The sequence below is a fragment of the Streptomyces avidinii genome, assembly GCF_014650695.1.
GTDB classification, from domain to species: domain Bacteria; phylum Actinomycetota; class Actinomycetes; order Streptomycetales; family Streptomycetaceae; genus Streptomyces; species Streptomyces avidinii.
The window spans coordinates 257,881-277,981 of the sequence record NZ_BMVL01000001.1; the positions used below are offsets into that span (position 1 = coordinate 257,881).

At 72.8% G+C, this 20,101-nt stretch carries 18 protein-coding genes; 8 read left to right on the top strand and 10 right to left on the bottom strand.

Going from position 1 to position 20,101, the window contains the following annotated elements:
- Nucleotides 1-48: 48 nt before the first annotated feature.
- The 3 genes from IE257_RS01205 to IE257_RS01215 form a co-directional block, all read right to left on the bottom strand.
- Entirely contained in the window at nt 49-3,177 is a 3,129-nt protein-coding gene (locus tag IE257_RS01205; RefSeq protein ID WP_189963630.1) for an efflux RND transporter permease subunit, read from the bottom strand.
- Between the two features lie 136 nt (nt 3,178-3,313).
- The gene (locus IE257_RS01210) at nt 3,314-4,042 is read right to left on the bottom strand and encodes a response regulator (protein ID WP_189963632.1); all 729 of its coding nucleotides are present in this window, start codon (nt 4,040-4,042) and stop codon (nt 3,314-3,316) included.
- Between the two features lie 34 nt (nt 4,043-4,076).
- On the bottom strand, nt 4,077-4,898 hold the full coding sequence (locus IE257_RS01215; protein WP_189963634.1) for an adenosylcobinamide-GDP ribazoletransferase: 822 nt from the start codon (nt 4,896-4,898) through the stop codon (nt 4,077-4,079).
- A 70-nt stretch (nt 4,899-4,968) separates the two neighbouring features.
- Here IE257_RS01215 and IE257_RS01220 point away from each other — a divergent pair, with 70 nt between their 5' ends.
- Nucleotides 4,969-5,754 (top strand): hypothetical protein, encoded by a 786-nt coding sequence (locus IE257_RS01220; protein ID WP_189963636.1) that lies wholly within the window; start codon nt 4,969-4,971, stop codon nt 5,752-5,754.
- Between the two features lie 69 nt (nt 5,755-5,823).
- Here IE257_RS01220 and pspAA read toward each other — a convergent pair whose 3' ends face one another.
- Both pspAA and IE257_RS01230 read right to left on the bottom strand, forming a co-directional pair.
- Nucleotides 5,824-6,102, bottom strand: coding sequence for a PspA-associated protein PspAA (gene pspAA, locus IE257_RS01225; RefSeq protein WP_189963638.1), 279 nt, complete (start codon nt 6,100-6,102; stop codon nt 5,824-5,826).
- Nucleotides 6,103-6,115: 13 nt separating this feature from the next.
- Nucleotides 6,116-6,910, bottom strand: a complete 795-nt coding sequence (locus tag IE257_RS01230) for a PspA/IM30 family protein (RefSeq protein WP_189963640.1) — start codon at nt 6,908-6,910, stop codon at nt 6,116-6,118.
- Nucleotides 6,911-7,172: 262 nt separating this feature from the next.
- Here IE257_RS01230 and IE257_RS01235 point away from each other — a divergent pair, with 262 nt between their 5' ends.
- The gene (locus IE257_RS01235; RefSeq protein WP_229920042.1) at nt 7,173-7,781 is read left to right on the top strand and encodes a DUF3043 domain-containing protein; all 609 of its coding nucleotides are present in this window, start codon (nt 7,173-7,175) and stop codon (nt 7,779-7,781) included.
- Nucleotides 7,782-7,882: 101 nt separating this feature from the next.
- The gene (locus tag IE257_RS01240) at nt 7,883-8,626 is read left to right on the top strand and encodes a class I SAM-dependent methyltransferase (protein ID WP_189963643.1); all 744 of its coding nucleotides are present in this window, start codon (nt 7,883-7,885) and stop codon (nt 8,624-8,626) included.
- Between the two features lie 36 nt (nt 8,627-8,662).
- Here the strand turns inward: IE257_RS01240 and IE257_RS01245 are convergent, their stop codons facing one another.
- On the bottom strand, nt 8,663-8,875 hold the full coding sequence (locus IE257_RS01245; protein ID WP_030389078.1) for a hypothetical protein: 213 nt from the start codon (nt 8,873-8,875) through the stop codon (nt 8,663-8,665).
- Between the two features lie 92 nt (nt 8,876-8,967).
- Between IE257_RS01245 and IE257_RS01250 the strand changes: the two genes are divergently transcribed.
- The 5 genes from IE257_RS01250 to IE257_RS01270 all read left to right on the top strand — a co-directional run bounded on the left by IE257_RS01250 (nt 8,968) and on the right by IE257_RS01270 (nt 15,300).
- Entirely contained in the window at nt 8,968-10,173 is a 1,206-nt protein-coding gene (locus IE257_RS01250) for a bifunctional adenosylcobinamide kinase/adenosylcobinamide-phosphate guanylyltransferase (protein WP_189963645.1), read from the top strand.
- A 160-nt stretch (nt 10,174-10,333) separates the two neighbouring features.
- Nucleotides 10,334-11,389 carry a nicotinate-nucleotide--dimethylbenzimidazole phosphoribosyltransferase gene (gene cobT / locus IE257_RS01255; RefSeq protein ID WP_189964693.1) on the top strand — a complete coding sequence of 352 codons (1,056 nt, stop codon included), beginning with the start codon at nt 10,334-10,336 and terminating at the stop codon, nt 11,387-11,389.
- Between the two features lie 83 nt (nt 11,390-11,472).
- Nucleotides 11,473-13,338 carry a phosphatidylglycerol lysyltransferase domain-containing protein gene (locus tag IE257_RS01260; protein WP_189963647.1) on the top strand — a complete coding sequence of 622 codons (1,866 nt, stop codon included), beginning with the start codon at nt 11,473-11,475 and terminating at the stop codon, nt 13,336-13,338.
- A 53-nt stretch (nt 13,339-13,391) separates the two neighbouring features.
- Entirely contained in the window at nt 13,392-14,042 is a 651-nt protein-coding gene (locus IE257_RS01265; RefSeq protein ID WP_189963649.1) for a hypothetical protein, read from the top strand.
- Between the two features lie 76 nt (nt 14,043-14,118).
- Nucleotides 14,119-15,300 (top strand): sensor histidine kinase, encoded by a 1,182-nt coding sequence (locus IE257_RS01270; RefSeq protein ID WP_189964695.1) that lies wholly within the window; start codon nt 14,119-14,121, stop codon nt 15,298-15,300.
- Nucleotides 15,301-15,492: 192 nt separating this feature from the next.
- Here IE257_RS01270 and IE257_RS01275 read toward each other — a convergent pair whose 3' ends face one another.
- The 4 genes from IE257_RS01275 to pelF are packed head-to-tail and all read right to left on the bottom strand — an operon-like array spanning nt 15,493 to nt 20,097.
- Nucleotides 15,493-16,302 carry an endo alpha-1,4 polygalactosaminidase gene (locus tag IE257_RS01275; protein ID WP_189963650.1) on the bottom strand — a complete coding sequence of 270 codons (810 nt, stop codon included), beginning with the start codon at nt 16,300-16,302 and terminating at the stop codon, nt 15,493-15,495.
- Nucleotides 16,299-16,994: a spherulation-specific family 4 protein gene (locus IE257_RS01280; RefSeq protein WP_229920043.1), complete on the bottom strand. Its 696-nt coding sequence runs from the start codon at nt 16,992-16,994 to the stop codon at nt 16,299-16,301. Before IE257_RS01280 ends, IE257_RS01275 begins: the two co-directional genes overlap by 4 nt.
- Nucleotides 16,991-18,574: a hypothetical protein gene (locus IE257_RS01285; protein WP_189963652.1), complete on the bottom strand. Its 1,584-nt coding sequence runs from the start codon at nt 18,572-18,574 to the stop codon at nt 16,991-16,993. Before IE257_RS01285 ends, IE257_RS01280 begins: the two co-directional genes overlap by 4 nt.
- Nucleotides 18,571-20,097 (bottom strand): GT4 family glycosyltransferase PelF, encoded by a 1,527-nt coding sequence (gene pelF / locus IE257_RS01290; RefSeq protein WP_189963654.1) that lies wholly within the window; start codon nt 20,095-20,097, stop codon nt 18,571-18,573. The genes IE257_RS01285 and pelF overlap by 4 nt, the downstream gene beginning before the upstream one ends.
- Nucleotides 20,098-20,101 lie beyond the last annotated feature (4 nt).

Below are 20,101 nucleotides of genomic sequence, written 5' to 3' on the forward strand. Positions count from 1 at the left end.
TCGGTCGGGTGGGCGGGCCGAGTGGCTCGGCCCGCCCACCCGGGCCGATCAGACGTGGGCCGGAGCGTCGTCCGAGGAGTCGGACGGGGCCGGGACCGTCGTCGGGCGGGCCGTCTTCCTGGCGCGGCGGCGCTCCTTGCGGAGTTCGACCATCGTGTAGAGGGTCGGCACCAGCAGCAGCGTCAGCAGGGTGGAGCTGACCAGGCCGCCGATCACCACGACCGCGAGCGGCTGCGAGATGAAGCCGCCCTCGCCGGTGACGCCCAGCGCCATCGGGAGCAGCGCGAAGATCGTCGCCAGGGCCGTCATCAGGATCGGGCGCAGTCGGTGCCGGCCGCCCTCGATGACCGCTTCGACGACGCCCAGGCCCTGGGCGCGGTACTGGTTGACCAGGTCGATCAGGACGATCGCGTTGGTCACGACGATGCCGATGAGCATCAGCATGCCGATCATCGCCGGGACGCCCATCGGGGTGCCCGTGACGAGCAGCAGGCCGAGTGCGCCGGTCGCCGCGAACGGGATGGAGACCAGCAGGATCAGCGGCTGGACCAGCGAGCGGAAGGTCGTGACCAGCAGCATGAACACGATCGCGATCGCCGCGAGCATGGCCAGGCCGAGCGAGCCGAAAGCCTCGTCCTGATCCTGGGAGACGCCGCCGATGGAGGCGGTGGCGCCGTCCGGCAGGTCCAGCGCGTCGAGCTTGGTCTGGAGCTCGGCGCTGACCGCGCCGGTGTTGTCGCCGAGCGGCCGGGCGGTGACGGTGGCGGCGCGGGCGCCGTCGATCCGGGTCATCGCGACCGGGCCGGGGACCTCCTTGACCTCGGCGATGTCACCGAGCTTGACGGGGCCGACCGGGAGCGCCTGCAGTTCGGCCAGGGTGGTGGCCGGCTGCGCGGACCTGATGACGATGTCCCGCTCGGTGTCGTCCAGTACGGCCTTGCCCGCCGGGTTGCCCCGTACGGCCTGCGCGACGATGGCACCGAGCGCGGCCTGGTTCAGGCCGGCCTCGGCCGCCTTGGGCGTGGCGGTCACGGAGATGCGGGGCACGGACTGGGACAGGTCGCTCTGCACGTCGGCGACGTTCTTGAGCTTCGCCACCTCGGCGCGGACCTGCTCGGCGGCCTCGGCGAGGACCTTGGTGTCACCGGCCTTGACGACCACGCTGAGGTTCTGGCTGCCGAAGCCGTCGCCCGCCACGATGCGGGTCTCGCCGATGCCGTCGAGGGCGGCCAGCTTGTCCTCGATGCCCTTCTTGACGGAGTCCGCCTTGCCGGAGTCCTTCAGCGTGATCTGGTACGAGGCCTGGTTGGAGCCCGTACCGCCGCCGAAGGCCGCCAGGAAGCCGGAGGAACCGACGGTGACCTGGTAGCTCTTGACGCCCTCGACCGAGCCCAGCACCTTCTCGATCTTGCGGCTCGCCTCGTCGGAGGCGGCCAGCGAGGTGCCCGGGGCGAGCTCCTGCTTGACCGTCAGGACTTCCTGCTCGCCCTGGTCGAAGAAGTTGGTCTTCAGCATCGGGGTCATCCCGAGGGTGCCGACGAGGACGACCACCGCGATGGCCACACTGGTCAGCCGGCGCCGGGTGGCGAAGCCCAGGACGCGGACGTAGAAGAGCTGGAGGCGGCTGCGCGCCTCCTTCTCCTCGGCCTCGCGGCGGGCCTTCGCCGCGCTCTCGGGGTTCGCGGGATCGACGCCCTTGGGGGCGCTCAGGAACCAGTACGAGAGCACCGGTACGACCGTCAGCGACACGAGCAGCGAGGCCAGCAGGGCCGCGGTGACGGTGAGCGAGAACGAGCCGAAGAGCTCGCCGATCATGCCGCCGGTGAGACCGATCGGCAGGAAGACGGCGACGGTGGTGAGGGTGGAGGAGGTGACCGCGCCGGCGACCTCCTTGACCGCGGTGAGGATGGCGGCCTCGCGCTCCTCGCCGTAGCCGAGGTGGCGCTTGATGTTCTCCAGGACCACGATCGAGTCGTCGACGACACGCCCGATGGCGATGGTGAGGGCGCCCAGGGTCAGCATGTTGAGCGACAGGTCCTGGGTCCACAGCACGATGAGCGCGAGGACCACGGACAGCGGGATGGAGACCGCGGTGACCAGCGTCGAGCGCAGCGAGGCGAGGAAGACCAGGATCACGATCACCGCGAACAGCAGGCCGAGCAGGCCCTCGGTGGTCAGGCTGGAGATGGACTTGGCGACGGCCGGGCCCTGGTCGCTGACGACGGTCAGGTCGGCGCCGGCGCCGAGCGTGGTGCGCAGCTCGGGGAGTTTGTCCTTGACCGCGTCGGAGATGGCGACGGCGCTGCCGTCCTTGTCCATGGTGAGGACGAGGGCGAGGCTGGGCTTGCCGTTGGTCCGGGTGATGGAGACGGCCTTGGCCGGCTCCTGCTTGACGGCGGCGACGTCACCGAGGCGGACGGCCGGCTTGCCCGGGCCGGGGCTCAGGCGCAGCTCCTGCAGCTGGGCGAGCGAGGTGTAGCCGGAGCCCACGCGCACGGTGCGGTTCTTGCCCGCCTCGTCGAAGGAGCCGGCGGGGACGGCCGCGCCGCCCGCCTGGAGGCCCTGGGCGAGGGAGGCGCCGTCGAGTCCGGCGGCCGCGAGCTTGGCGTCGTCGGGGGTGACGGTGACCTGGAGGTCCTGGACTCCGTCGACGGTGACCTGGCCGACGCCCTCGATGTCCGACAGGACGGGGACGACGGAACGTTCCAGCTGGTCGGCCAGCGCCTGCTGGTCCTTGTCGGAGGTGACGGCCAGGATGACCGTCGGGATGTCGTCGGTGGAACCGGCCACGACCTGCGGGTCCACCTCGGCGGGCAGCCGGACGCGGGCCCGGTTGACGGCCTGCTGGACGTCGGCGACGAGCTGCTTGGTGCCGCTGTCGCCGTAGTCGAAGGTGGCCATGATGAGGGCGTTGCCCTCGCTGGCGGTGGAGGTGATGCCGGTGAGGCCGTCGACGCCCTTGAGCATGGCCTCGATCGGTTCGACGACCTGCTTCTCCACCACGTCGGGCGAGGCACCCTGGTACGGCGCGAGCACGGAGACCATCGGCAATTCGATGGAGGGCAGCAGTTGCTGCTTGAGCTGCGGGATGGCTATGGCGCCGAAGAGGAGCGCGACGATCGACACGAGGCCGACCAACGACCTTTGGGCCAGGCTGAAGCGGGACAGCCACGACATGGGTATGAGATCTCTCTGCAGTGACGAACGCGAGGGCACCACCACCCTGTCCCACCGCGGTGGGGCATTTCGTCGCTCGCAGGTGCCGTCCTTATGTGCGGCATACCGCGTCTGCAGTACGTCGCAGCGGGCGCTGCTACTCCGCGCGCGGGCGGACCAGTCCCGATTCGTACGCAATAACCACCAATTGGGCCCGGTCGCGGGCGCCGAGCTTGGCCATGGCCCGGTTCACGTGGGTCTTGACGGTCAGCGGGCTGACCTCCAGCCGTCCGGCGATCCCGTCGTTGGACAGGCCCGCCGCGACGTGTACGAGGACCTCGCGCTCCCGGACGGTCAGCGCGGCGAGCCGCTGCGCGTGCGCGTCGGCCGAGTCCATGGCCGCCGTCGGGTCGGCGCCGCCGCCCTGGGCGAGGAAGGTGGCGATGAGCCCTTTGGTGGCGGCCGGGGAGAGCAGGGCCTCGCCGGCCGCGGCGACCCGGATGGCGTTGAGCAGTTCGTCGGGCTCGGCGCCCTTGCCGAGGAAGCCCGAGGCGCCGGCCCGCAGCGCCGAGACCACGTACTCGTCGACCTCGAAGGTCGTCAGCATCACCACGCGCACGCCGGCGAGTTCCGGGTCCGCGCTGATCATGCGGGTGGCGGCGAGCCCGTCGGTGCCGGGCATGCGGATGTCCATGAGGACGACGTCGGGGCGCGTCCGGCGGGCGAGTTCGACGGCCTGCGCCCCGTCGGACGCCTCCCCGACAACCTCCATGTCGTGCTCGGAGTCGACGAGCACCTTGAAGGCGCTGCGCAGCAGTGCCTGGTCGTCGACGAGCAGCACCCTGAGGGGTGCGGCGGTGGGCTGCTCCGGGGCTGTGTGGTCCACGGGGTGAGGGTACGCGGCCCCGCCGCCGACCGACTCAGCCCAGGGCGAGGACGATCAGGGCGGTGGTCGCCGCGACCTCCGCGAGGGCGCCGAAGACGTCGCCGGTGACCCCGTCGAAGCGGCGTACGCAGCGGCGGAGCAGCAGTTCGGCGGCGAACAGGGCCGCCAGGACGGCCCCCGCGCACCGGGCGGCGGCGGCCGGGCCCAGCGGGAGGGCGGCGGCCGCGGCCGCGACGACGGCGAGCAGGGCGATCAGTGCGGCGGCGGGCCGCGGGACCACTCCGGCGACCGCGGCGCCGAGTCCCCCGGGGCGGGCCGCCGGGACGCCTTCGCGGGAGGCCAGGGTCATGGCGAGGCGGGCCGCGACGGCGGCGACCACGGCGGCCAGGGCGCCGCGGACCCAGCTCTCGGCGTAGATCTCGGACAGGGCGGCCACTTGCAGCAGCAGCACGATGATCAGCGCGACGACACCGAAGGGGCCGATGTCGGACTGCTTCATGATGCGCAGGGCCTCGCCGGCGGGTTTGGCGCTGCCCAGGCCGTCCGCGGTGTCGGCGAGGCCGTCCAGGTGCAGCGCCCGGGTCAGCGCGGCCGGCGCGGCGACGGTGAGGGTCGCGGCGAGCAGCGGACCTCCGCCGAGCAGCAGCAGGAGCACGCCCGGTGCGGCCGCGAGCAGGCCCACGACCAGACCGGCGAGCGGGGCGCAGGCCATTCCGGTGCGGGCGGCGGGGCGGTCCCAGCGGGTGATGCGGGCGGGCAGCACGGTGAGGGTGCCGAACGCGAAACGGACGCCGTCGAGGAACGAGGCGCGTTCCGGGGGCGGCGTCAGGGGCGGGCCGTCGAACGAATCTGTCATCGGCCGGAACGGTACCCGGTCGACGCGAGCGGTAAATTACCCATTACGTGCTAAATAGGGAGTCAGTGGGATGGGTCACTGGTGGTATCGGAACATCGTCGAACCGGGGAAGCTGCCCCTCCTGCTCGCCCTGCTCTCGTTCGTGATGTCGTTCCTGGTCACCCGCGTGATCACCCGGTTGATCCGGGCCGGCCGCGGCCCCTTCAAGAACGTCACCCCGGGCGGCCTGCACATCCACCACGTGGTGCCCGGGGTGATCCTCGTGATCATCGGCGGGTTCGGCGCGGTGGGCAGCGGCCGGCACGGCTTCGGCGCGTGCGCCTCCGCCGTGATCTTCGGGCTGGGCGCGGGCCTGGTCCTGGACGAGTTCGCGCTGATCCTGCACCTCGACGACGTCTACTGGAGCGAGCAGGGCCGCAAGAGCGTGGAGATCGTCGTGGTCACGGCCGCCCTGGTGGCGCTGGTCCTGGGTGGGTTCGTGCCCTTCGGCGTGAACGACCTGTCCGCCGAGGAGCGCCAGAGCCGCAGCCTGGTCATCATGAACGCGGCCACCAACTTCTTCCTCGCCCTGATCGCCCTGTGGAAGGGCAAGGCGCGCACCGCCCTCTTCGGCCTGGTGGTCCCCTTCGTCGCGCTGGTCGGCGCGATCCGGCTGGCCCGGCCCGGGTCCCCGTACGCGAACAAGTTCTACGCGAACCGTCCGCGCGCCCGGGCCAGGGCCGGGCTGCGGGCCTTCCACCACGACCGGCGCTGGGCGGGACCGCGCCGCAGGTTCGAGAACTTCATCGGCGGGACGCCCGATCCGGAGCTCGACCCGGACCACGTGGTGTCCCTGGAGAAACGTCCCCCGCAGTGAGAACGGCGGCGGGCCCTCCCCCGGAAGGGGAGCGCCCGCCGCCGTTGCGTCGGTGTGCCCGGCCGGGACTCAGCCCGGGATCAGACCGTCGTCACTGAGCATCTCCCGGACCTCGTCGAGTGTCGCGTCGGGGGCCGGCAGGATCAGCTCGGACGGCTCCAGCGCGTCGTCGGGCAGCGGCTGACCGAGCCGCCGCACCTCTTCGAGCAGTGCGCCCAGCGTGCGCCGGAAGCCCTCCTCGTCGCCGTTCTCCATCTCCGCGAGCAGTTCGTCGTCCAGCTTGTTGAGCTCGATGAAGTGGCCGTCCGCCAGCTCCACCTGGCCTTCCCCCATGATGCGGACAATCATGACGGGCCCCGTCCTACTGCTTGTCGAACCGGTGCGGAGTCTGCGACTGCTGCCCGTTGCCCTGGGCGCCGCCCTCGATGGCCTGCTGCTGGGCGGACGGACCGCCCGCCAGCTCGGCCTTCATGCGCTGGAGCTCCAGTTCCACGTCGGTACCGCCCGAGAGGCGGTCCAGCTCGGCCTGGATGTCGTCCTTGGAGCCGAGTCCGCTCTGGTCGTCGAGCGCGCCGGAGGCCAGCAGCTCGTCGATCGCACCGGCGCGGGCCTGCAGCTGGGCGGTCTTGTCCTCGGCCCGCTGGATGGCCAGGCCGACATCGCTCATCTCCTCGGAGATGCCGGAGAAGGACTCCGCGATCCGGGTCTGCGCCTGGGCCGCCGTGTAGGTGGCCTTGATGGTCTCCTTCTTCGTGCGGAAGGCGTCCACCTTGGCCTGGAGCCGCTGGGCGGCGAGGGTCAGCTTCTCCTCCTCGCCCTGCAGGGTCTGGTGCTGCACCTCCAGGTCGCTGACCTGCTGCTGGAGCGAGGCACGGCGGGACAGGGCCTCACGGGCCAGGTCCTCGCGGCCGAGGGCGAGGGCCTTGCGGCCCTGGTCCTCCAGCTTGGCGGACTGCCCCTGGAGCTGGTTGAGCTGCAGCTCGAGGCGCTTGCGTGAGGTCGCCACGTCGGCGACTCCGCGGCGCACCTTCTGCAGCAGCTCGAGCTGCTTCTGGTACGAGTAGTCGAGGGTTTCGCGCGGGTCCTCGGCCCGGTCAAGGGCCTTGTTCGCCTTCGCGCGGAAGATCATCCCCATACGCTTCATGACACCGCTCATGGGCTTCGCGCGCCCCCTTCTAGACGGACTGTGCTCCAGGTCACCGACAGAACCCACAGTACGGGCCCTGTCTCCATTACCGCACTGTTCGAGTACGGATGCGCTCCTCCTCCAGGACGACTACGCCCGCGCCCCATCAGGCGTAAGGAGTAGGTGATCCCAGGAGAGCGGGCCCACCGCACACACCGTGCAATGGGAAGACGCCCGCCGTTGCCGGATCGTTCCCAAGCGGGGTGGGGGCCATGCCCGCAACCACGTAGGCTTGGGTTTTGTGTTTGGTAGCCGCTCCTCCAAGGAAGAGAAGGCCGCCGCCACCGACAAGGTGAGCGCCGACCTCTCGCAGCCCCGTGACCCGCAGGCCCCGAAGGGCCGCCCTACGCCGAAGCGTGCTGTGGCCCAGTCGCAGCGCAAGGCCGTGGTGGCCTCGACCGGCAATCGCAAGGAGGATGCCAAGCGAGCGCGTGAGCGCCGCCGTACCGAGATGGCCAAGCAGCGCGAGGCGCTGGCCAACGGCGACGAGCGTTATCTGCCGACCCGTGACAAGGGGCCCGTGCGCCGGTTCGTCCGTGACTACGTGGACTCCCGCTACTCGGTCGCCGAGATGTTCCTGCCCCTGGCCGTCATCATCCTGGTGCTGAGCATGGTGCGGCAGCCGGCGATCCAGAGCATCGCGCTGATGCTGTGGCTCGGTGTGATCGCCCTGATCCTGCTGGACTCCATCGTCCTGGTCTTCCGCCTCCGCAAGTCCCTCGTCGAGCGCTTCCCGAACGAGCCCCGCCGCGGTGCCATCGCCTACGGCCTGATGCGCACCCTCCAGATGCGCCGGCTCCGCCTGCCGAAGCCGCAGGTCAAGCGCGGGGAACGGCCCTGAGCCGAGCGACGCCCGGCACGTCGGGGGAAGGCTTCGCGGAAGGCGCCCGGCTCTGGCTCGAAGGCCTCGGCGGACTGCGCAACGCCGTCCGGCAGGAGCTCGTGGGCCGGCAGGTCGACGAGCAGATCGCGCAGCGCTTCCCGGTCGGGCAGCGGCTGCGCGTGCTCGACGTCGGCATGGGCCAGGGCACGCAGGCACTGCGGCTGGCCCGCGCCGGGCACAAGGTGACGGGCCTGGAGCAGGACCCCGGCATGCTGGCTGTCGCCCGTGAGGCGCTGGCCGCGGAGCCCCCCGGGATCCGTGACCGGGTCAGCCTCATGGAGGGCGACGGCCGCGAGACCGGCGCCCACTTCCTGCCGGGCAGCTTCGACGTGGTGCTGTGCCACGGGGTGCTGATGTACGTACCCGAGCCGGACGCCATGCTGGCCGGTCTGGCGCGGATGTTGGCCCCGGGCGGGCTGCTGTCCCTGCTGGTGCGCAATGGCGACGCGCTCGCCATGCGGCCCGGGCTGGACGGCGACTGGAAGGCCGCGCTGGCCGCGTTCGACTCCATCGACTACACGAACCGGCTCGGCCTGGACGTCCGCGCGGACCGGCTGGCCGGGCTGACGGCCACCCTGTCGGGGATCGGTGCGCCGCTGCAGGCCTGGTACGGGGTACGCGTCTTCACCGACGGCACCGAGGCGGGCGAGATCCTGCCGCCCGACGAGGAGCTGGAGCGGCTGTTGGCCGCCGAGGACCGCGCCGGACGCAGCGATCCCTACCGCGGCGTGGCCGCACTGCTGCACCTGTGCGGGGTACGGGGCTGGATCGTCGGCGGAACGACGGAGCCGCCGGGTCTGTGACCCGGCGGCTCCGTCGTTCCCGCGCCTACCGAGCGGCTACGCGTCCAGCGCGGCGCGCAGGCTCATCGTGTAGAGCTCGGTCCCGGCGTCGTCGGACAGCTTGACCTGCTCGACGCCGCCTTCCAGCAGGTCCTTCCAGTACTCGCCGATCCAGGACTCCGCATCGCCCTGCGTGGTGAACTCCTCGGGCACCACCGACGGGCTCGTCTCGGTGCCGTCGGCCGTCTCGAACCGCCACGTCCACGCCATGTCGCCTCCGTTGCTCGCACACTTCGTGTCCTGAGTCTGCCCGCAGAGTAACCGGGCGCGCAGCAGTCTCGGCGACGCGGGAGGATCATCCTGTGGAACTCACTCTGCTCGGCACCGGCACACCCGAGGGGCTGCCCCGCCCCGACTGCCCCTGTGCTGCCTGCGCGGTCTCCGTCGGGTCGCGCTCCCGCGCCGCCACGGCCCTCCTCGTCGACGGGGCGCTGCTGCTGGACCTGACCCCCGGGGCGGTACTGGCCGGGGCCCGGGCCGGGCATTCGCTGGCCGGTGTGCGGCAGGTCCTGCTGACCCACCCGCACGACGGGCCCGCGGTCGAGCTGCCGCCCGGTCTGCCGGCCGCCGGGCGGGTGCCGGACGGGCGGGAGCTCGCGGTGATCTCCGGGCACCGGGTGCGGGCCGTGCCGATGGACGCGCCGGGCACCGGGTACGAGGTGACCGGACCGGACGGCGGCCGGCTGCTGTACCTGCCGCCCGGCGGCTCCCCCTCCGGGGTGGCGGACCGGGCCGGGCAGCGCCCGTACGACATGGTCCTCGCCGATGTGCTGGGCCGGCCCGAGGCGCTGGCCCGGCTGCGGGCGAGCGGCGCCGTCGGCCCGGCCACGGACGTGATCGCCGTCCACCTGGACCACGACACCCCGCCGGGTCCGGAGCTGGCCCGCCGGTGCGCGGCCGCCGGGGCCCGGGCGGTGCCGGACGGGACCACGCTGATCGTCGGGGAGTACCGCGCGGTGCCGGAGCTGCCGCGCCGGACCCTGGTGCTGGGCGGGGCCCGCTCCGGCAAGTCCGTGGAGGCGGAGCGGCGGCTGGAGTCCTTCCCCGAGGTGGTCTACGTGGCCACCGGCGGCACCCGGGAAGGGGACCCGGAATGGGCGCAGCGGGTCGGACTGCACCGGGAGCGCCGGCCGGGGACGTGGCGGACGGTGGAGACCTGCGAGCTGGTCCCGCTGCTGGCGGCCGACGGTCCGCCGCTGCTGATCGACTGCCTCGCGCTGTGGCTGACGGACGCGATGGACCGGGCCGGGGCCTGGGACGACGCCGTGTGGGCGGGCGGCGGGCAGCGCCGGCTCGCCGAGCGGACCGCGGAGTTGGTGGCGGCCGTGCGCGCGACGCGTCGGCAGGTGGTGCTGGTCAGCAACGAGGTCGGCTCGGGCATCGTCCCGGCGACCGCCTCCGGCCGCCGCTTCCGCGACGAGCTGGGCCGGCTGAACGCCAGGGTCGCGGGCGAGTGCGAGCACGTGCTCCTCGTCGTCGCGGGCCTCGCCGGCGTGCTCAAGGAGTAGGGCCGGTCCCGGGCGCCATCCGGTCCCGGGCGGCCGGACAAGTCCCGGCCGTCAGGGGCGGATCGGTCCTGCCGGACGCTCGTGCGGCAGCGGGCCGGAACAGGGCGCCCAAGGCCTGAGGGAAGGCCTCACCGGCTGTACTCTCTGGCAGATGAGCACGCTGAATCTCGACGACTTCTCCGATCTGATCGAGCGCCCCGACGGGGGCGTCCGGCGTGATGCCGAGGAACGCCGTGAGCGCCTCGCCGTCCCGCCCGGCGCGCTGGGCCGGCTCGACGAGCTCGCCGAATGGCTCGCTGCCGCGCAGGGGCAGGTTCCGGTCAGGCCGATCGAGCGTCCCCGCGTGGTGCTGTTCGCCGCCGACCACGGGATCGCCGCCGAGGGCGTCTCCGCCCGGGCCGCGTCCACCGGCCACGAACTGGTGCGGGGCGTCCTCGACGGGACCAGCCCCGTGGCCATCCTGGCCGGCCGGTTCGGCGCCACCATACGGATCGTCGACGCCGGGCTCGACTGCGATCCCGAGCTGCTCCCCGCGGACGTGGTCGGGCACCGCGTGCGGCGCGGCAGCGGCCGGATCGACGTGGAGGACGCGCTGACGGCCGAGGAGGCCGAGGCCGCGGTGCGACTCGGGATGCGGATCGCAGACGAGGAGGCCGACTCCGGAACGGACCTCGTCGTCCTCGGTGACCTCAGCGTGGGCGGCACCACCGTCGCCGCCACCCTCGTCGCCGCCCTGTGCGGAACCGACGCCTCCGTGGTCACCGGGCGCGGCGGACTGCCCATCGACGACCTCGCCTGGATGCGCAAGTGCGCGGCGATCCGCGACGCACTGCGCCGGGCCCGCCCGGTCCTGGGCGACCAGGTGGCGCTGCTGGCCGCGGTCGGTGGTACGGACGTGGCCGCCATCACCGGTTTCCTCCTCCAGTGCGCGGTGCGTCGCACCCCGGTCATCCTCGACGGGGTGGTTTCGGCCGCGTGCGGGCTGGTGGCCCAGCGGGCCGCGTTCCGGGCTCCCGACTGGTGGCTGGCCGGTCAGGCCAGCGGCGAGCCGGGTCAGGCGAAGGCACTTGACCGAATGGCGCTCAACCCCGTGCTCGATCACGGCGTCACAGTAGGTGAAGGTACCGGGGCACTGCTGGCTCTCCCCCTCGTCCAGGCGGCCGCCGCACTCGCGGCGGAACTCCCTGAGCGGGCGGTGGAGGAGCCGACGGAATGAGCCGCCGGGGCCCTGGGTCCTGACCAGGCCGAGGCTCCCGACCGCGCAATCACGGACAGCTGCGCCCCATATGATCGCTTTTTATGGGAGAGGTCCGTTTGACCAGCGCAGAGACCGACCGCACCGCCGTACCGGCGACCGGTCCGTCAGCCGGCAGGAAAGAGACCGGCGGCGACCCCGCCGGCAGGGCGGCGGGGGGTGGCCGGGAGACCGGCCGGGGGAGCACCCGCTCGCGGCGCGGCGCCGCCTTCGCGGTGTGGTACCTGCGCGCCGTCACCTTCATCAACTTCCTCAGCGCGGTGTGGGTTTCGCTCGGGCAGGACCTGCGGCGCCACAACATCGAGGACTTCTACACCCCGTACATGCTCACCGCGGGCTTCGCCTCCGGGCTGTTCACCCTTCTGCTCGCCGTCACCCTCGGCCGCCGCAAGCGGGCCTCCTGGATCCTCAACCTCGTCCTCAGCGGTCTGCTGGCCCTGCTGCTCGCCTACGCGCTCTACGCGTACGAGGAGATCCGCGAGCATCCGCAGAACTGGGTCTCCCTGGCCCTGACCGCCGCCTTCACGGCGGCCCTGCTGCTGGGCCGTCGCGAGTTCTACGCCCGGGGCGACCGCTCCAACCCGGCGCTCGCCACCGCCGTCGCCGCCGTCGGCCTGCTGCTCACCTCGCTGGTCGCGGCCCTGCTCGTCGGCGCCACCAACACCTCACCGCTCAGCGCCGAGGCCTCCTTCCCGGCCCGCTGGAAGTACGGCGTGATGCGGCTGATCACCCTGGCGCCGGACGACCGGGCCTACGAGGCGATCACCACCCCCGGCTGGGTGGACGTCTGCATCAACGTCATGTCGATGCTGCTGCTGCTCGCCGTGCTGTTCGCCGCCTTCCGCTCGCGCCGCGCCGTCGACCCGCTCAGCGAGGAGGACGAGGAACGGCTGCGCGCGCTGCTGGCCCGCCAGGGCGACCGCGACTCGCTCGGCTACTTCGCGCTGCGCCGCGAGAAGTCCGTCATCTGGTCCCCCACCGGCAAGGCCGCCGTCACCTACCGCGTCGTCGGCGGGGTCTCACTGGCCTCCGGCGACCCGATCGGCGACCCCGAGGCCTGGCCCGGCGCCATCGACCCGTGGCTGGCCGAGGCCCGCGAGCACGGCTGGGTGCCGGCCGTGATGGGCGCGAGCGAGGAGGCCGGGCAGATCTACGCCCGGCACGGCCTGGACGCCCTCGAACTCGGTGACGAGGCCATCGTCGAGACCGCCGAGTTCACCCTGGAGGGCCGCGCCATGCGGACCGTCCGGCAGGCGTACAACCGCGTCAAGCGGGCCGGATACACCGTCCGCATCCGCCGCCACGCGGACATCCCGGCCGAGGAGATGGACGTACTCCTCGAACGCGCCGACGACTGGCGCGACGGCGCCACCGAGCGCGGCTTCTCCATGGCACTGGGCCGGCTGGGTGATCCCGCCGACGGCCAGTGCGTGATGCTGGAGTGCACCGACGGCAACGGCGACCTGCGGGCCGTGCTGTCCTTCGTACCGTGGGGACCCAAGGGCCTGTCGCTGGACCTGATGCGCCGCGACCGGGACTCCGAGAACGGCCTGATGGAGTTCATGGTCATCGAACTCCTCGAACGCTCCAAGGAGATCGGCGTCACCCAGGTCTCGCTCAACTTCGCGATGTTCCGGTCCGTCTTCGAGCGCGGGTCCAAGCTCGGGGCGGGTCCGGTGCTGCGGATGTGGCGCTCGCTGCTCAGCTTCTTCTCCCGCTGGTGGCAGATCGAGTCCCTCTACCGGGCCAACGCCAAATACCGGCCGATCTGGGAACCGCGGTTCATGCTCTTCGAGAAGAGTTCGGACCTGCTGCGGATCGGTGTCGCGGCCGGCCGGGCCGAGGGCTTCCTGGAGGCCCCCGGCCTTCCGAAGTGGCTGCACCGCAGACACCTGGAGACCCGCCGTTGACAGCGTGGAACACCTCCCCACTACGGCGGTTCGCCCGCCGTGAGTGGGGGCCGATGTTCTGGACCGTCCGGAACGCACTCGTCCACGACAAGTGGCGGGCGATCCCGATGACCGTCGGCGCGGTCTGCCTGACCTCCGTCTTCCAGATCGTGCAGAACACCCCCTGGGGCTTCCAGCCCGTCCAGAACCTCGGCTCGGTCAAGGCTGCCGATCCGCTCTGGCTGGCCCTCCTGCGCACCCCGCTGTCGCTGTTCGTCCCGGCCCTGGACCTGCCGGTGTGGGGGGCGCTCGCGCAGATCCTGCTCGTCTTCGGGATCGCCGAGATCTGCATCGGCTGGTGGCGCACCCTGCTGGTCGGCTACGTCGCCACCCTCGCCGGGACCACGTACGCGCGGATCGGGCTCGCGTTGGGCCCCGAACACCCCCTCGGCCTGCCGGTGTCGGACCGGATCGTCAACGACACCGGCCCCTCGGCGGCGGTGGTGGGGCTGGCCATCTACGTCTGCTGGCGCTACCGGGCGTACCTCACCGGCGCCCTGGTGATCCTCGTGATGATCGTCGAGGTGCTGTTCAAGGACAATCTGGCGGGCAAGGAGCACCTGGCGGCCATCGCCGCGGTCATGGCGGTGTGCGTGGTGCGGGCGCAGTGGGGGCCGGCGCGCTCCCGCGTCCCGCTGGGACAGCACTCCCACCCCCCGCCGTAGGGGGCGGCGGCGGGTGAGGCCGTACCGTATCCGGGTGACGACAGACCTCGGGCGGTTCGCCCCCACCCGGCAGTGGATGCGGGCCCATCCGCTCGCCACCGATGCCGTGCTGGCCTTCGGGGCGTTCGTCTCCATGGTCGTCGGTTCCTTCGCCGATCCGCACGGACCGCACGGACCCACCTTCGGGACGCGCACTCCCGAGCCGTTCTCACTGCTGCTGATGCTGCTCGGCGCGGCCGCCCTGGTCTTCCGGCGCCGTCAGCCGCGCGTCGTGCTCGCCGTGACCTGCGGGTTGTCCCTGCTGGAGCTGACCACCGGGGAACCGCGGGCGCCCGTCGCCATGTGCACGGTGATCGCCCTGTACACGGTGGCCGCCCGCACCGACCGGCCGACGACCTGGCGGATCGGGCTGCTCACGATGGCGGGGCTGACGGGCGTGGGCATGCTGGCCGGGCCGCTGCCCTGGTACGCGCAGGAGAACATCGGGATCTTCGCCTGGACCGGCATGGCAGCGGCCGCCGGGGACGCCGTACGCAGCCGGCGGGCCTTTGTCGGCGCGATCCGGGAACGGGCCGAGCGCGCCGAGCGGACCCGGGACGAGGAGGCCCGGCGGCGGGTCGCCGAGGAGCGGCTGCGGATCGCCCGGGACCTGCACGACGTGGTGGCCCATCACATCGCCCTGGTCAACGTGCAGGCGGGAGTGGCCGCGCACGTCATGGACAAGCGCCCGGACCAGGCGAAGGAGGCGCTGGCGCACGTACGGGACGCCAGCCGGTCGGCGCTGAACGAACTGCGGGCCACGGTCGGTCTGCTGCGGCAGTCCGGCGACCCGGAGGCACCGACGGAGCCCGCGCCCGGGCTGGGCGTCCTGAACGAGCTGGTGGACACCTTCCGGCATGCCGGGCTGCCGGTGGAGGTGATAGTCCAGCTGGACGGGGCGGCCGGGCCGCTGCCGGCGGCCGTGGACCTGGCGGCGTACCGGGTGATCCAGGAGGCGCTGACGAACGTCCGCAAGCACGCGGGGCCGGGGGCGAAGGCGGAGGTCAGCGTGGTCGGGGTGGGGCCGTCGGTGGAGGTGACGGTCCTGGACGACGGCGGCCTGTCGGCGGACCCGGCGGCGGAGCCGGCCGATGCGCCGGGCGGCGGGCACGGACTGCTCGGCATGCGCGAACGCACCGGCGCGCTGGGCGGCACCTGCTTCGCGGGCCCCCGCTACGGCGGCGGCTACCGCGTCCACGCCATCCTCCCCCTGGCGTAGCCCGCCCTTCCGCGCCACTTCCAGCCTCGCCGGCGTTCGAGGCGCGGGTCCGGGCGGAGCCCGGTGCCCGGCGGAGCCGGGATCCCTGAGGCGCCGCCCCAGCCCCGCGCCTCAAACGCCGGCGAGGCTGAAGGTGGCCCGGCCGGCCTGAAGGTGGCACCGAGCACACCGGCTGCGGAAGTGCCGGCGAGGCTACTGGCAGACCTGGCGCCACGCGTCGAGGTCGTACCGTTTCTGCATCGAGCTCAGCTTCGCCGCGCGCGCCCCCGGGCACCAGCGGTTCAGCCGGCCCTCGTACTCCACGTGGAACACCGCCTTGCCCGCGTCGATGAACGGAACGTACCGGTCGCATTCCTCGTACTCCATGCACTGCTCGTTGACCGCGAAGTCGAAGTCGCCCACCAGCTGCGGGATCTGGTCCAGGTCGTTCTTCAGCCCCACCGACATGCCCCGGTCGTGCGCCAGCCGCGCGACCAGCCGGTTGTACTTCAGCTGGTCCTCCGCGGTCAGCGGGAAGCCCGACCTGTTGGCGTAGCCGTCCATGTTGTCCGGCTCCACCGCGTCGAAGCCCTTCTCCTTGCACATGTCGAACCGTTTGCCGATCAGCGGTTCCAGTTCCGCCAGGCGCCGGATGTCCAGCCAGCGCTCGCCCTCCCAGCCGTTGCCCTCGCCCAGCATCGTCTTCGGGAAGGCGTCGGCGTCCGGGCGGAAGTCCTCCCAGGCACCGGTGGAGATGTAGCAGATCGTCTTGCGGCCGTCCTTCTTCAGGGTGGCGACCTGCTCCTTCGTGGTGTTGAACCCGTCGACGTCGTACACCGCCGCCTTCACCGAGGTGTCCAGCCTGCCGGTGAGCTGCCACTGCCAGCCCACCCCCGGCTTCGGCTGCCAGCGCTGCCCCGGCGGCGGATCGGGCGACAGCTCGTCGCGTTCCGGTTCCGGCTGGGCCGTGCACGCGGCGAGCAGCAGCAGGGGTACGGCCAGCAGGGCCGCGAGCCGTCTCATCCCGCCGCCTCCAGTGCGTACGGCAGGGTCCCCCACGGGTGCGCGCCGCTGCCCGGGACGGCGCAGTGCACGCCCGCTCTGCGTTCGGCGGCGAGTTCCTCGGCGAGCCGGGCGGCGAGCGCGCCCGGCGGGACGGCGTAGACGAGGTGGCAGAACCGCTGGGCCGGGTGGTCGGCGGTCCAGGACGGTGCCGCGGCCGCGTCCCGGTAGGCGTCCCAGGGGCCCTCGAAGGTGACGAGCAGGTCGGCGAGTTCGGCGTAGCCGGGGTGCGGGTGGACCCCGTGGTTGAGGACGAGGGTGGAGGCTCCCGCGGCCCGGGCGGCCACCGCGAGCCGCCCGTAGTGCGGGAGCAGGTCGGGGTCGGCGGAGGCCTGGTCGAGGAAGGCCCCGTCGGTGGCGTACCAGTCGCGGTGGCGCAGCAGGTCCTGCACCACCGCGGCGTGCGGGCGCCGCCCGTAGTCGGTGTCGGCGTATCCGAGGACGGGCACCCCGGCCTCGCGCAGCCGCTCGGCGACGAGGGCGAACCGTTCGTCGCGGGCGGCGCCCGGCCCGCTGTCGGGGTTGAGCACCACCGAGTGCAGCCGGCTCGCGGAGCGGATGAGCCGCTCCCAGGCTTCGGGCCGTTCGGCGGGGTGCTCGTAGAGGGGCACCAGCAGCATGGGGTCCTTCTTCTCGGACGGACGGTGCGTCATCGGTGGGCGGTCGCGCGGCCGAGGAGCAGGCAGACCAGGGCGGCCAGTACGGTGGCGGCCGCGCCCGCCACCACCAGTTGCACCGCCCGGGGCTGGCCCAGCCCGGTCAGCAGGGCCAGGCTCTGGGCGACGGCGGCCGAGGAGCAGACCACGGCCGCGGGCCGGACGGCCCCGAAGGACTGCAGGAGCAGTCCGGTCCACATGACGGCCCCGAGCAGCAGCAGGGTCGCGATCCGGACTCCGGTGAGGACCGGTGCGCCCGGCCAGAGCAGGGTGCCGGCCAGGCCCAGGGCCAGCAGTACCGTCAGGTAGAGCGCGAGGCAGCGGGCCAGGGTGGTGAGCATCCGCCGCCGGAAGGCTCCGGGCGAACGGGCCCCCTGGAGGCCGGAGAGGCTTCCGCTGCGGAACCGGTGGAGCAGCCATTCGGCCGGGCCCATGCTGAGGGTGAGGGCCACCGCCGAGGGGGCGGCGACCGCCTCGGCGGGACCGCCGGCGAGCACCTCCCCGAGGGCGGCGTACAGCACGAGCAGGCCGGTGCCGAGGCCGAACACCCCGTACGGGACCGAGTCCCCGAGCCGGGGCCCGCGTGGGGCGAAGTCCTCCTCGGCGCCGCGCAGCATCTGCCAGCGCACGGGGCCCTGGCCGGGCCGGCGGGCCGCCCAGCCGCGGATCCGGTGCGCGACGGCCCGGAGCCCGTCGGCCAGCGGGAGCTCCCGTACGGCCAGGGTGCAGGCGGCCAGCAGGGAGATCGCGAGCAGGGTCACTCGTACGGGTAGGGGCAGGTCGACGAAGAGGGCGAGCGCTGCGCCGACGGCCATCGGGGCGAGCGCGGCGAGCAGCACCCGTTCGCGGCCGAGGACGAGCAGGACGGTGGCGGCCCCGACGTACAGGGCCTGTCCGGCGGCGAAGGCGTAGGAGAACGGTGGTCCGCCGGGCACCGCGAGTGCGGCGGCGGTGCCCAGCAGGGCGCCGACGGGGGCTCCGACGAGCAGGGTCCGCCCGGCGGCGCCCCGGTCGCCGAGGCCGAGCCAGGAGTAGGCGCGGTGGGACAGCGTCTGATCCCAGACCCAGCCGATGAGCGCGCCGGCGAGCAGGGTCAGCGTCCCGGCGGGCAGGCCGAGGCGGTCCTGCGGGCCTTCGAGCAGGGGCGCTCCGAGCAGGTAGGCGAGGCCGGGCAGGGCGAAGATCACCCCGCGCAGCAGGCAGGCGGTGAGGGAGACCTTCCAGGGGTCGGGGGCGGCGCCCGGGTCCGGGAAGGACCGGGGCACCCGGGCGTAGAGCTCCTCGGCGAGTCCGAAGGAGTCGTGCCGGCCGTAGGTGAGCCGGATGTACTCGTCCGTCATGCCGTCGGATTCGAGGATGGCGGCGATCTCGTCGGGGTGGACGGCCGAGGCGATGAACACGTCGAGGCGTTCGGCGAGTTCGTCCATCGGGTCGGCGGCGGGTGTGCCGCCGGGGCCGTCGCGGCGCGGGCGCGGGAGGGCCGGCAGCGTGTCGGCGCCGTGGCCGTGGCCGTTCCGGGCGCCGTGGCGGGGGCCGTTGCCGGGGCCGGGCGGCTCCAGCCAGAGGGACCCGCTCACCACAGGCTCCCGTCGGCCGCGAGTTCGCGGTACCAGGGATCCGCGAGCCGCTGGGTCCACACGTCGCCCGCGTGGACGGGCAGGACGGGCTGGCCGGCGAGTTCCCGGTAGATGTGCCGGAAGCCGTCGACGGACTGGTGGAGGGTGAACTTCTCCACCACCCGCTTGCGGGACATCCGGCCCAGCTCGGCCCGGCGTTCGTCGTCGCGCAGCAGGGCGAGGGTGGCGCGGGCCATGGTCTCGGGCTCGCGCGGCGGTACGACGAGGCCGGTGTCCCCGACGGCCTCGCGGACCCCGCCGACGTCGGTGGAGACGGTGGTGCGGCCGCAGGACATGGCTTCGATGATGCTGAAGGGGAAGCCCTCGCTGATGGAGGAGAGCATGACGACGCTGCCGGCCGCGTAGGCCCGGGCCACCTGCTCGATGCGGCCCTCGTAGGTGATGCCGTCGGTCACGCCCAGCTCGGCGGCGAGCTTTTCCAGGCGGAGCTTGTACTCCTCGCAGCCGGGCGGCACGGGCCCGAAGAGGCGCAGCCGCAGGGCGGGGAGTTCCTCGCGCATGAAGGCGTAGGCCCGGATGAGGGTTTCGAGGTCCTTGATGGGGTCGATGCGGCCGCACCAGCTGAGGGTGGGGACGTCCGGTTCGGGGCCGGCCTCGGGGAAGGCGTGCGGATCGACGCCGTTGTAGACGGTGCGGATACGCGTCGACTCGGCGCCTCCGCGCTCCTCCCAGCGGCGGTTGTACTGGTTGCACGGGGTGATCAGGTCGGCCTGCCGGTAGCCCTCCGAGTTGAGCTCGCGGTAGAAGCCGAGCATGAGGGCCTTGACGGGCCAGCGCTGGGCGGCGCTGCGGTAGCCGAGGTAGCGCTCGCGCAGGTAGATGCCGTGCTCGGTGAGGAGGAAGGGGACTCCGTCGAGGTATTTGGCGGCGAGGGCCGGGAGGGTGGCGAGGCCGCTGCTGACGGCGTGCGCGACGCTGTCGGGCGGGATCCGGACACCGAGCGGGCGCAGCGCGTGCTCCAGCAGGTCGGTGGCGGTGAGCGCGTCGTGGATGGTGGGCGCCGCGTCGGCGGTGGCGAGGCCGGGGCGGGTCCATACGGTCATCAGCAGGCGCAGAACCGATTCGGAGCGCAGGGCCGGTGCGAGTTTTCCGGCCCGGGCGAGAACGGCCAGTTCGCGCAGGGCCTCGGAGAAGCTGTGCCGGGCGGGATCGCCCGCGGGGTCGAGCAGGGAGAGCAGGAAGCTCTCGTAGACCTCGGTGAAGCGGCGGTGGGCCTTGCCGCGCAGGGCCGACCGGCGGATGCGGGACGGGAGCGGTCCCCACAGCGGGAAGGCGGTGTGCCGGTAGACGTTGCGGGGCAGTTCCCAGGTGACCGGCTCTCGTCCGGAGCCGGTGAGGGCTATGACGTTGAAGTCGACCTCGGGCATCCCTCGTACCAGTTGGTCGCACCAGGTGCTGACGCCCCCGTGGACGTGCGGGTAGGTGCCTTCGGTGAGCATGGTGACGTGACGCCCATGACTCATGCGG